17 protein-coding genes are annotated in these 15,618 nt (G+C 50.9%); 7 read left to right on the top strand and 10 right to left on the bottom strand.

Annotated elements, in window-relative coordinates; genetic code table 11:
- Window positions 1-2: 2 nt before the first annotated feature.
- On the bottom strand, window positions 3-593 hold the full coding sequence (gene yajL / locus HV243_RS18985) for a protein deglycase YajL (protein ID WP_016152043.1): 591 nt from the start codon (window positions 591-593) through the stop codon (window positions 3-5).
- Window positions 556-1,467, bottom strand: a complete 912-nt coding sequence (panE, locus tag HV243_RS18980; RefSeq protein ID WP_016155860.1) for a 2-dehydropantoate 2-reductase — start codon at window positions 1,465-1,467, stop codon at window positions 556-558. The genes yajL and panE overlap by 38 nt, the downstream gene beginning before the upstream one ends.
- A 174-nt stretch (window positions 1,468-1,641) precedes the next feature.
- On the opposite strand from panE, the gene HV243_RS18975 reads away from it, so the two are divergent.
- The gene (locus tag HV243_RS18975; protein WP_003831002.1) at window positions 1,642-2,133 is read left to right on the top strand and encodes a YajQ family cyclic di-GMP-binding protein; all 492 of its coding nucleotides are present in this window, start codon (window positions 1,642-1,644) and stop codon (window positions 2,131-2,133) included.
- Between the two features lie 94 nt (window positions 2,134-2,227).
- Here HV243_RS18975 and HV243_RS18970 read toward each other — a convergent pair whose 3' ends face one another.
- Window positions 2,228-3,592 (bottom strand): MFS transporter, encoded by a 1,365-nt coding sequence (locus HV243_RS18970; RefSeq protein WP_016152045.1) that lies wholly within the window; start codon window positions 3,590-3,592, stop codon window positions 2,228-2,230.
- A gap of 182 nt (window positions 3,593-3,774) precedes the next feature.
- On the opposite strand from HV243_RS18970, the gene tssD reads away from it, so the two are divergent.
- The 3 genes from tssD to HV243_RS18955 are packed head-to-tail and all read left to right on the top strand — an operon-like array spanning window position 3,775 to window position 5,047.
- A complete protein-coding gene (gene tssD, locus HV243_RS18965; RefSeq protein WP_047416886.1) occupies window positions 3,775-4,257 on the top strand; it encodes a type VI secretion system tube protein TssD in 483 nt (160 codons plus the stop codon).
- A gap of 11 nt (window positions 4,258-4,268) precedes the next feature.
- Complete coding sequence (locus HV243_RS18960) at window positions 4,269-4,718, top strand: STM2901 family protein (protein WP_047357696.1); 450 nt, start codon at window positions 4,269-4,271, stop codon at window positions 4,716-4,718.
- Window positions 4,718-5,047, top strand: a complete 330-nt coding sequence (locus HV243_RS18955; protein WP_047357697.1) for a DUF1493 family protein — start codon at window positions 4,718-4,720, stop codon at window positions 5,045-5,047. Before HV243_RS18960 ends, HV243_RS18955 begins: the two co-directional genes overlap by 1 nt.
- Window positions 5,048-5,106: 59 nt before the next feature.
- On the opposite strand, the gene cyoE is transcribed toward HV243_RS18955, so the two are convergent.
- The 7 genes from cyoE to HV243_RS18920 form a co-directional block, all read right to left on the bottom strand.
- Window positions 5,107-5,997: a heme o synthase gene (gene cyoE / locus HV243_RS18950; RefSeq protein WP_003831005.1), complete on the bottom strand. Its 891-nt coding sequence runs from the start codon at window positions 5,995-5,997 to the stop codon at window positions 5,107-5,109.
- An 11-nt stretch (window positions 5,998-6,008) separates the two neighbouring features.
- Window positions 6,009-6,338 (bottom strand): cytochrome o ubiquinol oxidase subunit IV, encoded by a 330-nt coding sequence (locus HV243_RS18945; protein WP_003831006.1) that lies wholly within the window; start codon window positions 6,336-6,338, stop codon window positions 6,009-6,011.
- Entirely contained in the window at window positions 6,338-6,952 is a 615-nt protein-coding gene (locus HV243_RS18940; RefSeq protein WP_003831007.1) for a cytochrome o ubiquinol oxidase subunit III, read from the bottom strand. The genes HV243_RS18945 and HV243_RS18940 overlap by 1 nt, the downstream gene beginning before the upstream one ends.
- Complete coding sequence (cyoB, locus tag HV243_RS18935; RefSeq protein WP_003831008.1) at window positions 6,942-8,933, bottom strand: cytochrome o ubiquinol oxidase subunit I; 1,992 nt, start codon at window positions 8,931-8,933, stop codon at window positions 6,942-6,944. Before cyoB ends, HV243_RS18940 begins: the two co-directional genes overlap by 11 nt.
- A gap of 19 nt (window positions 8,934-8,952) precedes the next feature.
- Window positions 8,953-9,900, bottom strand: a complete 948-nt coding sequence (gene cyoA / locus HV243_RS18930) for a cytochrome o ubiquinol oxidase subunit II (RefSeq protein ID WP_003847580.1) — start codon at window positions 9,898-9,900, stop codon at window positions 8,953-8,955.
- A gap of 459 nt (window positions 9,901-10,359) precedes the next feature.
- On the bottom strand, window positions 10,360-11,835 hold the full coding sequence (ampG, locus tag HV243_RS18925) for a muropeptide MFS transporter AmpG (protein WP_032946977.1): 1,476 nt from the start codon (window positions 11,833-11,835) through the stop codon (window positions 10,360-10,362).
- Between the two features lie 44 nt (window positions 11,836-11,879).
- Window positions 11,880-12,458, bottom strand: a complete 579-nt coding sequence (locus tag HV243_RS18920; protein ID WP_016152050.1) for a lipoprotein — start codon at window positions 12,456-12,458, stop codon at window positions 11,880-11,882.
- A 306-nt stretch (window positions 12,459-12,764) separates the two neighbouring features.
- Between HV243_RS18920 and bolA the strand changes: the two genes are divergently transcribed.
- From bolA to clpP, 3 genes are all read left to right on the top strand, one after another.
- A complete protein-coding gene (bolA, locus tag HV243_RS18915; protein ID WP_016152051.1) occupies window positions 12,765-13,082 on the top strand; it encodes a transcriptional regulator BolA in 318 nt (105 codons plus the stop codon).
- 344 nt (window positions 13,083-13,426) lie between these two features.
- Entirely contained in the window at window positions 13,427-14,725 is a 1,299-nt protein-coding gene (gene tig, locus HV243_RS18910) for a trigger factor (RefSeq protein ID WP_003021622.1), read from the top strand.
- Window positions 14,726-14,972: 247 nt separating this feature from the next.
- A complete protein-coding gene (gene clpP / locus HV243_RS18905) occupies window positions 14,973-15,596 on the top strand; it encodes an ATP-dependent Clp endopeptidase proteolytic subunit ClpP (protein WP_003021624.1) in 624 nt (207 codons plus the stop codon).
- Window positions 15,597-15,618: the final 22 nt, after the last annotated feature.

The following is a 15,618-nucleotide window of genomic DNA, read 5'->3' as shown; positions in this document are numbered from 1 at the left end:
GATTACTCGTAGTAGTTATAAATACCCGCAGCCATCACCAGTTGTGATGCCACTTCGTAAGCTTTTTCGCGACTCACCAGGAGATCAATGATTTTTAAACCGAAATCGATTGAGGTTCCCGGGCCCTGGCTGGTTAACAGATTGACGCGCGGATCCCATACGACGCGCTTATCCTGCCACTGGTCAGTGGGAATATTGTCTTTCAGCGCCGGAAAACCGGTCATGTTACCGATGGGAAAAATATCGTGTGGGACGAGGACTGTGGCGGCAGCGGCGCAAATTGCCGCGACAATGCGCCCGGAGCGATGAAACTGTTTCACGGTTTCGACAAGCAGAGGGCTGTCGCGAAAACACTCGGCGCCTTTAATACCGCCGGGCAGCACGATAATGTCGAAATCCCCGTCAGCAACTTCCACTAATGGTGCATCCGCCAGTAGTTTTACGCCGCGTGAGCACACGATCGTCAGGCCGCCATCGCTGGCAACGCTTGCGGTCGTGACCTTAATTCCGCCGCGAACCAGCAGATCGATAGTGGTGACCGCTTCGGTCTCTTCACTACCAGGGGCGAGACATACCAGTGCTTGAGCGCTCATACTCACTTTCCTTTCTCTTAACCATTTCAAACAGGCGGGCATTTTCCGGTACGGCGATGCCGTGCGCGCGGGCGCGTTTTAACAAATAACCAGTAATGTAGTCGATCTCAGTATGGCGCAGGGCATGTATGTCTTGCAGCATTGATGAGATATTTTCCGCCGTACTGTCAATCACTTGCTCAACATAATAGCGTAAATCATCTGCTGATGTGTGGTGGCCTTCGCGTTCAATGACCGCCGCCACCTCCTCGCAGATGAGCGCTATTTTTTCAGGATGATGGCGTAACTCTCCATTCGAGCAATCCCATAATGCGGTCAGCGGGTTAATGACGCAGTTGACGGCCAGCTTGCGCCACAACTCAGCGCGAATATTGTTGTGCCAGGCGACGTCCGGCAGCACCTCTTGCAGGACTTCAGCCAGATAACTGAAATCACCGTCTTGTTCACGCGCCGGACCAATCCTTGTTGTTCCCTGAGCGACATGAATGATCACGTTCCCGTCACGGCGTGCCGCGTGGGTTGTGGTGCCCATCAATAGAGGTTGCTTAATGTTATGCAACTCTTCAATCGTCCCCATACCGTTGTGAATCAGCAGAATGGGAGTGGTGTCAGGCAGAATGGCGGCCAGGCCTTTGACCGCATCAGAAACCTGCCAGGCTTTCAGAGTGACAAGCAGCAGGTCGCTTTTCGCCAAAAAATCGGGGTCGTTTGCCGTCAGGGATTCATTGAATACTGACCCATCCGTGTCGATCAGGTTAACGCTGCAATAGGGTTGCGGTACGCGTAGCCACCCCTGAACCTCATGTCCATGTTTGCACAGCGTGGTTAGCCAAAGCTGTCCTAACGCTCCACATCCCAGTACGGTAATTTTCATTCTTCCTCCTCACCTGCAACATCACCAGGTGTTAATCCATATCGGCCGTACCCCATTATTGTTCGCAGGTATCAGTACCACGTACAATTAAAGGATACAGCCTAGTATAGCGCTGTCTGTTGTGTAACTTTGCAGGTATTATGCTTCGCATCAAAAATGAAGGGAGAGGAAAAGATGCCATCTTTCGATATTGTTTCTGAAGTTGATCTTCAGGAAGCCCGTAACGCGGTAGATAACGCCAGCCGCGAAGTGGAGTCACGCTTTGATTTTCGTGGCGTTGAAGCGACTTTTGAGCTGAACGAGTCGAATAAGACGATTAAGGTGCTAAGCGAGTCTGATTTCCAGGTCAATCAGTTGCTGGATATTTTACGTGCCAAGCTGCTGAAACGTGGTATTGAAGGCACTTCGTTGGACGTACCAGAAACCTTCGTGCACAGCGGTAAAACCTGGTTTGTTGAAGCTAAGCTGAAACAGGGTATTGAAAGCGCGGTGCAAAAGAAAATCGTTAAGCTGATCAAAGACAGCAAACTGAAGGTGCAGGCGCAGATTCAGGGCGAAGAAATCCGCGTGACCGGCAAGGCGCGTGACGATCTGCAATCCGTTATGGCGCTGGTTCGCGGCGGCGATCTCGGCCAGCCGTTCCAGTTTAAGAACTTCCGCGATTAAGTCGTAATGCCTGATGGCGCTACGCTTATCCGGCCTACAGGTTTCACACGCTATTTGTAGGCCGGGTCAAACGATAGTCGCCATCTGGCACTCTTCACGCCTGGCTGATGGCCTGTTCAACCTCAAATCGATTCGTCACTTTGCTGTCGATTTTCACGTAAGCCGAATGCTCTTTCGCTACAATTAACACTTCGCTTATCCCTTCTTTAGCCAGCAGACGCTGCTTAAGGGTGTCATCTGCGGCAATCTCAGGTGGGATTTCCACTCGCAGGCTACTGACATATGGCGGCTCTTTCATTGTGCTTGCCACCAACAACCAAACTGCCGCCAGAAGCGCGCCGGCCAGGAATACCGCCTGACCATCAAACATTTCGACCACCCAACCGCCGAGCGAACCGCCAATCGCCACGCCAAGAAACTGGCTGGTGGAGTAAACGCCCATCGCCGTGCCTTTATAGCCAGCCGGAGACTCTTTGCTGATAAGCGAGGGGAGGAGGGCCTCCATCAGGTTGAAGGCGAGGAAGAATATCTGAACGCCCGCAATCAGCCCCCAAAAACGCACGTTAGCGCTCCATAATACAATCTCTGCGATAAGGATCAGTAACACGCAGGCGAGGAATACGCGCTTCATCCGCCGCTTCACTTCTGCGTAGATGATGAACGGCACCACGGAAACAAAAGACAGCAGCATCGTCACCAGATAAATTTTCCAGTGCTCTGCGGCGGGGAAACCGGCTTTCGCCAGTTGGCCCGGTAAGGCGACGAAAGTGGACATCAACAAAATGTGCAAACACATGATGCCAAAGTTGAGCTTGAGCAGTTTGGGCTCCGCCAGCACCTTGCTGAAGCTGCCTTTTACCATGCCAGATTCGCGGTTCAGCACGTGGCTGGTGCTATTGGGAACGACCCAAATGGTTAGCACGATGCCGGTGGTTGCAAGAGCTGCAATCATCCAGAACAGCGCGTGTAGTCCCAGCGCATGGGTAACGATCGGTCCTAGCACCATCGCAATGGCGAAGGTGATACCAAAGCTGACGCCGATAAACGCCATCGCTTTAGTACGGTTTTGCTCACGGGTTAAGTCGGAAAGCAGCGCCATCACGGCGGCGGCAATCGCGCCAGAGCCTTGCAAAGCGCGACCGAGAATAATGCCCCAGATTGAATCGGAGAGGGCGGCAATCACGCTGCCGAGAACGAATACCGCCAGCCCGCCGACGATAAGCGGCTTACGACCGATGCGGTCTGAAAGCAGACCAAAGGGGATCTGGAAAACGGCTTGCGCCAGACCATAAATGCCAATGGCAAGGCCAATCAGCGCTTCACTGGCACCCTGTAGCGCCATACCGTACGTGGTCAGAACCGGCAGAACCATAAACATGCCAAGCATGCGCAACGAGAATACGGTCCCTAAACCCCAGGTGGCGCGCAACTCACCGGGCGTCATTTTGTAATCGTTCATTCCCACCTCTGTATTAATTTCGCGCCTAGTGTAAAGCGGGGAAGGAGTGCGGTAAACCTCTACGATATGTGGAATTGTGTAGTGGGAAAATTGAAATAATTACAACTGCAACTAATTTACTTGCGATAATTACAGGTGTAGTCTTTTTGTGGTTATTTCTAATGGAAAGAGGGAAAAGGAAAATGGCGATTCCGGGCAATATGTGGATTTATGACGATGGTGGTGCGCTGATTAAGGGCGGGTGTGATGTAGAGGGAAGAGAATACAGTATTGAATTTAAAGGCTTTCATCACAATTTGTCTATTCCCACTGATAACGGTACAGGCAAGCCAACTGGCACACGCCAACATTCACCGATGATGATCGTCAAAGAGTTTGACTACTCTAGCCCGTATTTATACAAAGCTGTCGCTTCTGGTCAGAATCTTAAGTCTGCAGAGATTCGTTGGTACAAAATCAATGATGCCGGTCAGGAAGTTGAATACTTCAATATGTTTCTGGAAGGGGTGCGGATTGTCTCCGTTTCTCCCTCGATGGCTGGTCCAGAGGACATGAATAATAACCATCTTGAAACCATAGAATTACGCTACGAAAAAATCACCTGGAAGCATTGCGACGGGAACATTATCTATACCGACGCATGGAATGACCGGCAGACGGCATAATGGGGGATTGAATGGACACAACTGAAGAGGCGAATGGAACCTATTGGTATCATGGTCACAGCAATCTGTCCGCTGGCGAATTGTTCGATCTCATCTTTCTGGAACAGTTTTGTGATGAGTTAGGTATTGGTATTGAATCGGGAGCCGCTATTCTGGCTGGTCAACCCTGGTTGAAGACGAGACAAAAACCTTCCGGGGCTATTGAAGGAACAAGTGTTGTTTCCAAATACGGGAGAATGCTTCTGAAAGATGCGCGGGTACCATTTGGTATTAAAGTCCCCACTCCGGTGGGGTTAAGGATACAAAGCACTAACAAACTCGCTGCTGTGATTGCTCGTTATGTACCCTGGCTTGGGTGGATTGGTCTTGTAAATGCACTTGTGCAAGTATCCAGAAAGACTCAGATAAAATACAACTTAATTGCTCGCTCTAAAGATCGCATTCAGTGGACATCATTCTAATGAGTATTCAAGACGATGTGTTAAAGCTTTTCAGGGAAGAAATACCTGGGTATTTGGATGAAAACTGGAAAGAGGTTCCTTTAGAACTCGACTCAGATTTGTTTGATGCCCCCGGTGATGATCTTCACAGTGCTCTGGATCGATATGAGAAAGAGTTCAAAGTCGATTTATCATGTGTGAACTGGAAACCTTATTATCCATGGCACAATCTGCCACTATTCACTAGATGGTTCAAAGCTAACCGGGAAGAAGTGGAAGCAACACGCATACCGCTAACCGTAAGGATGTTTGCTGAGTCGGCTGAAGCGGGGAAATGGCTTTATGACTGAATAACATCCCTGCCAATAAAAAAGGGTGCCGGAGGCACCCTTTTCGTATCAGCAGATCGTTACCAGACGTAAGTCAGCAGGTTCTGCGAGTTTGGCACCATAAAGTCAACGGACATCATCACGGAAAGCGCGGTAATGGCGATGATGGAGAAACCGAAGAGCTTGCGCGCCCAGACCCTGTCATCTTCCACTTTATAACCGCGCAGCGCCATGCCCAACCACCAGACACTCACCGCCGCAGCAACAATCAGGTATTTATAACCAGCATAGCCGCCCAGGGTTAGCATCAGCGTGGCGATAGCAAACGCCACGATGTACAGCGTGATATGGTTCTTCGCGACCGAAATACCTTTCACCACCGGCAGTACCGGGATGTTGGCTGCCTGATAATCCTTAAAGCGGAAAATCGCAATCGCGTAAGAGTGCGGCATCTGCCACAGACTGAAAATAGCCAGCAGAATCAGCGCACCGCTATCGAACTCACCGGTTACGGCGCAGTAGCCAATCACCGGCGGCGCAGCGCCGGAGAGTGAGCCAATCAGCGTGCCATAAACGGAATGGCGCTTCATGTACAGGCTATAGACGCCCACATAGACCACGAAGCCCATTACCCCCAGCCAGCAGGCCAGAGGGTTCGCGCCAAACCACAGCAGCATAAAGCCAGCAATACCCAGCAGGGTGGCGTATACCAGCGAGACCGCAGGGGAAATCAGACCTTTAACCAGCACGCGGTTTTTGGTCCTCTCCATCTTCCTGTCGATATCCCTGTCGATGTAGTTGTTAAATACACAACCCGACGCCACAACCAGTGACACCCCAACCAACGTGTAGATAAACAGGGGATAATCAATGCTGCCTTTCGAGGCCAGCAGGAATCCCCCAATCACCGAGATCAGGTTGCCAAAGATGATGCCTGGTTTTGTTACTTGCAGGTATTGCTTAAACATCATAATCGCCGCTCTTAGTGCATCATCATGTTGTAGTTAAGGTTCCACATAATCCAGATGGAGCCCACAACCAGGATGGCGATGATTAGCACAGTAAAGACAAAGGCTGTCATGTTCCAACCTTCATCAGATTTGCTATTCATGTGCAGGAAGCACACCAGGTGCACCAGAATCTGTACCACTGCCATTGCCAGAATAGTTCCCAGAATGACGGCAGGAGAGGCAGAACCTGTCATGACCATCCAGAACGGAATAACCGTCAGGATTATCGACAGGATAAAACCTGTCATGTAGGTTTTTACGCTGCCATGGGATGCGCCGCCGCTCTCGTTAGAATGACTCATTACATCGCCCCCATCAGATAAACAACAGTGAACACACAGATCCACACCACATCCAGGAAGTGCCAGAACAGGCTCAGGCACATGATGCGGGTACGGTTAGTACTGGTCAGGCCGCGACGAGCAACTTGCACCATCAGCACCGCCATCCAGATAAGACCGGAGGTGACGTGCAGACCGTGCGTGCCGACCAGCGCGAAGAACGCAGACAGGAAGCCGCTGCGATCCGGGCCCATACCGTTAACAATCAGGTGATGGAATTCATAGAGTTCCATCCCGATGAATCCGGCACCAAACAAGAAGGTCAACGCCAGCCAGGAGATAACCTGGCTCTTGTTGTTCTTGTACATGGCGATCGCCGCCATGCCGTAAGTAATAGAGCTGAATAACAGCAGGAATGTTTCAACCAGAACGAACGGCAGTTCAAAAATGTCCTTACCTGTTGGGCCTCCTGCGGTGCCGTTCACCAGAACGGCATAGGTTGCAAACAGAATAGAGAACAGAATGCAGTCGCTCATCAGGTAGACCCAGAATCCGAAGATCTTGGTCTGGCCTGCATCGTGGTGCCCGTGTTCGTGCGCGTGGGCAGTCGCGTGCGTTAAAGTATCAGTTGCCATTTTTCAGCCCTGCCTTAGTAATCTCATCGAAATGCTGGTTTTCCAGTTTTTCGACTTCCGGGACCGGCACGTAGTAATCCACGTCTTCATCAAAGCTTTTCACAATCCAGCTGATGATCATGCCTGCGAAGCTTGCAATCGCCAGCCACCAGATATGCCAGATCATGGCGAAACCAAACAGTGTTGCGAAGGCGGTAATGACGATACCGGCACCGCTGTTTTTCGGCATATGAATTTCTTCATAGTGCGCAGGCTGCTTGTACGCTTCACCTTTTTCTTTCATTTCCCAGAAGGCATCACGCTCATGAACGTGCGGCACAACAGCAAAGTTGTAGAACGGAGGCGGGGAAGAGGTTGCCCACTCCAGCGTACGACCACCCCATGGGTCACCGGTCAGGTCGCGGTTCTGCTCGCGGTCGCGAATAGAAACGAAAATCTGAATCAGCTGGCACAGGATACCCAATGCAATCAGCGCGGCACCGCAGGCGGCAACGACCAGCATCGGATGGAACTGCGGGTCAATCTGCTGGCTGAGGCGACGGGTCATCCCCATAAAGCCCAGCACATACAGCGGCATAAACGCCACGAAGAAGCCGATGATCCAGAACCAGAATGCGCGTTTACCCCAGGTTTCGTTCAGCGTGAAGCCAAACGCTTTTGGCCACCAGTAGGTCATACCTGCGAAGCATCCAAATACGACGCCGCCGATGATAACGTTATGGAAGTGCGCAATCAGGAACAGACTGTTGTGCAGCACGAAGTCCGCACCCGGAACCGCCAGCAGTACGCCGGTCATGCCGCCGACTGAGAAGGTAACGATAAAGCCAATCGTCCACAGCATCGCTGAGTGGAATACGATACGACCCTGGTACATGGTGAACAGCCAGTTGAAGATCTTCACCCCGGTCGGGATGGCGATAATCATGGTGGTAATACCGAAGAAGGCGTTAACGTTAGCGCCTGCACCCATGGTGAAGAAGTGGTGCAGCCAAACAACGAACGACAGAACGGTGATACAGACGGTTGCCCACACCAGTGAGGTGTAACCAAACAGACGTTTACGTGAGAAGGTTGCAGCGATTTCGGAGAATACACCGAAGACCGGCAGAACCAGAATGTACACTTCCGGATGGCCCCAGGCCCAAATCAGGTTGATGTACATCATCATGTTGCCGCCCATATCGTTGGTAAAGAAATGGGTGCCCAGATAGCGATCCAGGGTCAGCAACGCGACGGTAACCGTCAGGATTGGGAAAGACGCGATAATCAGGATGTTCGCACACAGCGATGCCCAGCTAAATACCGGCATCTTGAACATGGTCATTCCTGGCGCACGCATCTTAATGATGGTCACAAAGAAGTTGATCCCGGTTAGGGTTGTACCAATACCGGACAACTGGACTGCCCATATCCAATAATCGACCCCGACGCTTGGACTGTACTCTATTCCCGAGAGTGGCGGGTACGCCAGCCAACCGGTCTGTGCGAATTCACCCACGCCCAGAGACAGGTTAACCAGGATTACGCCGACAACGGTGAACCAGAAGCTCAGGTTGTTCAGGAACGGGAATGCAACGTCACGTGCGCCGATCTGCAGCGGAACCACCAGGTTCATCAGACCGATAACAAATGGCATTGCCACGAAGAAGATCATAATCACGCCGTGAGCCGTGAAGATCTGGTCGTAGTGGTGAGGTGGCAGGAAGCCCGCTTCACCTGCAGAAGCCAGCGCTTGCTGACTACGCATCATGATGGCGTCGGCAAAGCCACGAATCAACATGACGATTGCGACAATGACATACATGATGCCAAGGCGTTTGTGGTCAACCGAAGTTAGCCACTCTTTCCACAGGTAGGTCCACTTACCGAAGTAAGTGATTAGGCCCAGTAAGGCCGCACCACCGATGATAATGGCAGCGATCGTAACCATGACAATTGGTTCATGGAACGGCACTGCATCCAGCGTCAATTTTCCGAACATCGTATTCTTCCTCGGCCCCTTAGTGAGCGGATTCCGCGTGGCTCATGTCCATGCCTTCCATTCCTTCGTGTGCGCTATGCTCACCTTCGGGTTGGGTCATGTCCATGCTCTTACCGTGAGCCATAAATTTGTTAATAACGTCTTTAAACAAATCTGGTTTCACGTTGGAGAAGTATTCCACCTGGTTGTATTCGCTTGGCACAGCCACTTTTTCGAACGCAGCCATGTCGCTCATGGTGTTCGTGGACTGTTTAGCTTTAGCAACCCATTGGTCGAATTCGGCGCGGTCCTTTGTTGCGATAGCCTTGAACTTCATACCGGAGAAGCCTGGTCCGCTATAGCTTGCGGAGATACCATCATAAGTACCGACTTCGTTGGCGATCAGATGCAGTCGAGTCTGCATACCGGCCATGGCATAAATCTGGCTACCCAGACGCGGGATAAAGAAGGAGTTCATCACGGAGTTGGACGTCACTTTGAACTCAACCGGAGTATTCGCCGGGAAGGCGATTTCATTCACGGTAGCGATACCTTGTTCCGGATAGATGAAGAACCATTTCCAGTCCATGGAAACCACTTCAATGGTAATGGGCTTCTCGTCATGCGCCAGCGGTTTGCTTGGCTCAAGAGCGTGAGTGGTTTTCCAGGTCAGTACGGCAAGGAAAATGATGATTAAGATCGGCACCGTCCAGACCACAGCTTCCACTTTATTGGAGTGTGACCAGTTCGGGCTGTACTTCGCATCTTTATTGCTTGCACGATACTTCCAGGCGAAACCAACAGCCATCAAGATGGCAGGAATAACGACAATCAACATCAGGCCAAATGCCGTCAGTATCAGAGAACGTTGTTCCAGTCCAATCTGTCCTTTAGGGTCAAGCAGCGCAGAATTACAGCCACTGAGTAATGCAGTGCCTGCAATTAATGACAACCATCCCAAACTTTTATTGTATTTCCTGAGTCTCATTTAACGACCTCAATTCCACGGGACCGGGTGGCGTTTAAAGTGTGAGGGCATTTTACGGGAAGGTTACATTACTGTAAACATCCTTGGATCTGTGTTACTGGGTTCTGCCGTGCATGTCACATATGTTGCAATATATGTCGTTTTGACTTTAAGAACCTGTTGCAACATCACGTTATAACGAAAGCGGGCAAGCGGGAGACGTGCTGAGGGCAATTGGTATAACCAATACGAAAATAAAACAATTGTTTAACAATTGATTATCAATAAAAAGACAATTGAAGAACAAAAAATAAATCTGTAGTGGCTGAATCGAGTAAGGGAAATAGTATATATAAAAGGCGTCAATAATTTCCAAATTCTTTGGCGCACAAAATAACAAATAATATTTTTAATAATTGTTGTTTATTTAGCCGTTATAATTACGCAGGGTGATTACAACGGCGATATTAATGTGGATTTTTACGCCAGGCGGGTTTTGCGCAGTGCCAGATAATCCAGCAATCCACCAAAAACGACCCCGCAGACCGCGACCACCACCGAGATTTCCAGCAGTTCCGGCAGGAAGGAGAAGTTGGTGTAATCCAGCGCGTTCATGGTTAACAGCAGCAGCCAAACCACCAGCAGACAGCAGCCCGCAACCAACGTCATTAATGCCAGGCTGTACGCACCACGAAATTCCGTGCGCGGAATGAAGCTCTCATTTTGCCAGCTATGTTCCAGAGTCTGACGACAAACCAGCAGCAGTATGAGGCCGGGGATAGCGGCAAACACAGAGAACAAATAAAACGTTGGCCACCCGTGCGCTTCAACAAACCAACCTGCTACCGGGCCAACGTAAACGCGACCAACGGCGGAAAGCGCGGAGAGCAGAGCGAACTGGGTCGCTGAGAAGGACTTATTGCACAGCGTCATTAATAAGGCGACAAACGCTGCCGTACCCATGCCACCACACAGGTTTTCAAAGAAGACGGCGGCGGCCATACTGAACATGTGTTTGTCAGTGATGGACAATAACCAGTAGCCCGCATTCGACGCCCCCTGCAGGATGCCGAAAATCAGCAATGCGCGAAACAGCGAAAGGCGTTGCATCAGGATCCCGCCGTACAGCGCGCCAACGATGGTTGCCAGCAGTCCGAGCGTTTTATTCACCACGCCAACTTCACCCGCATCAAATCCGACGCCGCGGATTAAAAAGGTTGTAGTCAGGCTCATGGCAAAGGCATCCCCGAGCTTATACAGAACGATAAGCAGCAGAATTAGCCAGGCGTTGTTACGACCAAAGAAATCGCGCAGCGGGGCCACAACCGCTTGCTCCAGCGTTTTGGGCACCGGAATGGCATCAGTCGGTTCGGGCGCTAGCAGGGTAGCGATGATGCAAGGTATCAGCAGCGCCGCCATCAGCCAGTACATTCCTTGCCAGCCCAGCCAGCGGTCGGCCATCCACAGAGCCAGCCCACCGGAAACCAGCATCCCTAAACGATAGCCCAGCACGCTGATAGCCGCGCCGGTGCCGCGTTCTTCGGCGGGTAGCACGTCGGTTTTCCATGCGTCAAAGACGATATCCTGCGATGCCGAGCAAAACGCGATCACCACCGCAAGCGCGGCCATCCAGCGTAGCTGCGTGCCTGGCTCCAGAAAGCCCATCGCGGCGATAGAAATCAGTAACAGCACCTGAGTTGCCAGCAACCAACCACGGCGTCGACCTAAAAACGGCGGCGTGTAGCGGTCCATTAGCGGAGACCAGAGGAACTTAAACACGTAGGCCTGACCGACCAGAGAAAAGAAACCGATGGTTTTAAGATCGATATTCTCGACCGTCATCCATGCCTGAAGCGTACCCGAGGTCAGTGCGAGCGGTAAACCGGAGGCGAATCCCAGTATGAGCAGGATAGCTGAACGTGGCTGCTGAAAAATACGTAAGTAATGACTGGACATGGGCTTCTATAGGCCCGACGAACGCCGGGCCATATGGGCAGAAATTAACGAGCGTTCTGCTTGATGAAATCGTGAACGCTGGTGTCCTGAGACATATCAGCGATGGTATCGGTCAGCACGCTGTTAACGGCGTCAGCGATATTTTTGTTAGAGGCCTGCAGTGCGCCTTCAACAGAATAGCTTGCGCGGTAGTTTTTGGTCATCTTGTTGCCGTTAGCAGCAGTCGCAATGATGGCGATGTCTGCCTTGGTGGCGATGTTATAGCGCACGCTACCCTGGGACACGTCTGCATACAGCTGGCTAACAATGATTTGCAGGTTAACAGCACCGTTTGGCCCAATCATATAACCGCGTGCGGTCATCTGTTTTTCCAGTACTTCTTGCAGCAGGAAGCGCAGATCGCGGGACGCGGTCAGGGTAACAAGCTGGTTGTCACGGGTAACTTTTGCCAGCGCCTGATCCTGACGCTGGTCGGCACCGTTGATGCTAACGGTCACACCCATCAGGCTCGGGTCCTGCTGTGGCAGGGTAATTTTCGGGGAAACTTCAATAGTGGTCGGCGGCGTTGCGCATCCAGCTAACATAAACAGCGCGACAAACGGGACGAGGATTTTTTTAAACATGCCAGGGCTCTCAGCGAATCTAAATTGTATGGTTGGAGAAAATTCCCGCCATCATAACATCGCCAACGATGAGGGGAAGTGGGTAACGCATGTAAATTCATTGTGTTGTCAGTTTTATGTCTTTGTGGAGACCATAAACGGACTTTTTGCAATAAATCGAAGTGAGGATTTAGTGAACTTCATCCATTTGGCTGAGAAAATCAGACAAACGCTAATTTTTTGTTGCTAAGGTGTAATGAAAGCGGTAAAAGCGGCTAGTATTTAAAGGGATGGGTGACATCTCAGCGTTGTCGGAGGAAAAACTTCATGATGATTCGTGAGCAAATAGAAGAAAAATTAAGGGCAGCGTTCCAACCCGTGTTCCTCGAAGTTGTGGATGAAAGCTATCGTCACAATGTCCCGGCAGGTTCTGAAAGCCACTTTAAGGTTGTGCTGGTTAGCGATCGCTTTACAGGTGAGCGTTTTCTGAATCGTCATCGGATGATTTACAGCACCTTAACGGTGGAGCTTTCCACAACCGTTCATGCACTTGCCCTGCATACCTACACCATTAAGGAGTGGGAAGCGTTGCAGGATACGATTTTTGCATCGCCTCCGTGTCGTGGGGCGGGAAGCATCGCGTAAAAACGGATTTGCAACAACCGACGCTTTTCCAGTATGTTGCTACAGATTATGTGAAAACGGCCTGCGGGCCGTTTTGTTTTGTCTGAATTCTGGGGCAGTCGTACAGTATTCAGACAAAAATTAGCCGGGAATTGTGAAAAAAGCCGCAGCAACGCGCGATAACCGTTCTCGACTCATAAAAGTGATGCCGCTATAATGCGCGTCTTATTTTTCGGAATGTCTTCGGGATGATTCTGACGACAGGGAATGTGATTGCTTATGAGAACATCCCAGTTCCGCGAAGCCAACAACCTGTGCTTGCGGAGAAGAGTTGACCGAGCACTGTGATTTTTTGAGGTAACAAGATGCAAGTTTCAGTTGAAACCACTCAAGGCCTTGGCCGCCGTGTAACGATTACTATCGCTGCTGACAGCATCGAGACCGCTGTGAAAAGCGAGCTGGTCAACGTAGCGAAGAAAGTGCGTATTGACGGTTTCCGCAAAGGAAAAGTACCGATGAATGTTGTTGCTCAGCGTTATGGCGCGTCTGTTCGCCAGGACGTTCTGGGCGACCTGATGAGCCGCAACTTCGTTGACGCGATCATCAAAGAAAAAATCAATCCGGCTGGCGCACCGAACTACGTTCCGGGCGAATACAAACTGGGTGAAGATTTTACTTACGCGGTAGAGTTCGAAGTTTACCCGGAAGTTGAGCTGACTGGCCTGGAAGCAATCGAAGTTGAAAAACCGGTTGTTGAAGTCACCGACGCTGACGTTGACGTGATGCTGGACACCCTGCGTAAGCAGCAGGCTACCTGGAAAGACAAAGACGGCGCTGCAGATGCAGAGGACCGTGTAACCATCGACTTCACCGGCTCTGTAGACGGCGAAGAGTTCGAAGGCGGCAAAGCGTCTGACTTCGTACTGGCGATGGGCCAGGGTCGTATGATCCCAGGCTTTGAAGAAGGCGTTAAAGGCCACAAAGCTGGCGAAGAGTTCACTATCGATGTGACCTTCCCGGAAGAGTACCACGCTGAAAACCTGAAAGGTAAAGCCGCTAAGTTCGTTATCAACCTGAAGAAAGTTGAAGAGCGCGAACTGCCGGAACTGACTGAAGAATTCATCAAACGTTTCGGCGTTGAAGATGGTTCCGTAGCGGGTCTGCGCGCTGAAGTTCGTAAAAACATGGAACGCGAACTGAAAGGCGCTGTGCGTAACCGCGTTAAGTCTCAGGCGATCGAAGGTCTGGTAAAAGCTAACGACATCGACGTTCCGGCTGCTCTGATCGACAGCGAAATCGACGTTCTGCGTCGTCAGGCTGCACAGCGTTTTGGCGGCAACGAAAAACAAGCTCTGGAACTGCCGCGTGAACTGTTCGAAGAACAGGCTAAGCGTCGCGTAGTTGTAGGTCTGCTGCTGGGCGAAGTGATTCGTACCAACGAGCTGAAAGCTGACGAAGATCGCGTTAAAGGCCTGATCGAAGAGATGGCTTCTGCTTACGAAGATCCGAAAGAAGTTGTTGAGTTCTACAGCAAAAATAAAGAGCTGATGGACAACATGCGTAACGTCGCTCTGGAAGAGCAGGCTGTTGAAGCCGTTCTGGCGAAAGCGAAAGTGACTGAAAAAGCCACTTCCTTCAACGAGCTGATGAACCAGCAGGCGTAATTCGTCGCTTATTTAGCACGAATTTCGTACGCAAGCCCGTCACCTTTTGGTGGCGGGTTTTTTTTTGTCACGGATTTTGCATGGGAAGAGTGCGAAAACAGCGTTTCAGTGTTAGCGTTACAACAAAAGATTGTTATGCTTGAATTATGGCGATGTCGTACCCATTACAGAGGGACTAGCTGATAATCCGTCCATAAGGTTACAATCAGCACAGCAGGTTTTTTCAAATTTTATCCAGGAGACGGAAATGTCATACAGCGGCGAACGAGATAACTTTGCACCCCATATGGCGCTGGTGCCGATGGTCATTGAACAGACCTCACGTGGTGAGCGCTCTTTTGATATCTATTCTCGTCTACTTAAGGAACGCGTCATTTTTCTGACCGGCCAGGTCGAAGACCATATGGCTAACCTGATCGTGGCGCAGATGCTGTTCCTGGAAGCAGAAAACCCAGAAAAAGATATCTATCTGTACATCAACTCCCCTGGTGGAGTGATCACTGCCGGGATGTCTATCTATGACACCATGCAGTTTATTAAGCCGGACGTCAGCACCATTTGTATGGGCCAGGCGGCCTCAATGGGCGCGTTCCTGCTGACTGCCGGGGCGAAAGGTAAACGTTTTTGCCTGCCTAACTCTCGCGTCATGATCCACCAGCCTCTGGGCGGTTACCAGGGCCAGGCAACGGATATTGAAATTCATGCCCGTGAAATCCTGAAGGTAAAAGGGCGCATGAACGAACTTATGGCGCATCATACGGGTCAATCTCTTGAGCAGATTGAACGTGATACCGAGCGCGATCGCTTCCTCTCCGCTTCTGAAGCGGTAGAGTACGGTCTGGTCGACTCGATTTTGACCCATCGTAATTAATGCCCAGCGCGCAGGTGTACCG

Origin of the sequence: Citrobacter sp. RHBSTW-00599 (assembly GCF_013784065.1) — a bacterium.
GTDB lineage: Bacteria > Pseudomonadota > Gammaproteobacteria > Enterobacterales > Enterobacteriaceae > Citrobacter > Citrobacter braakii.
This window is presented reverse-complemented; position numbering and strand designations above follow the sequence as displayed.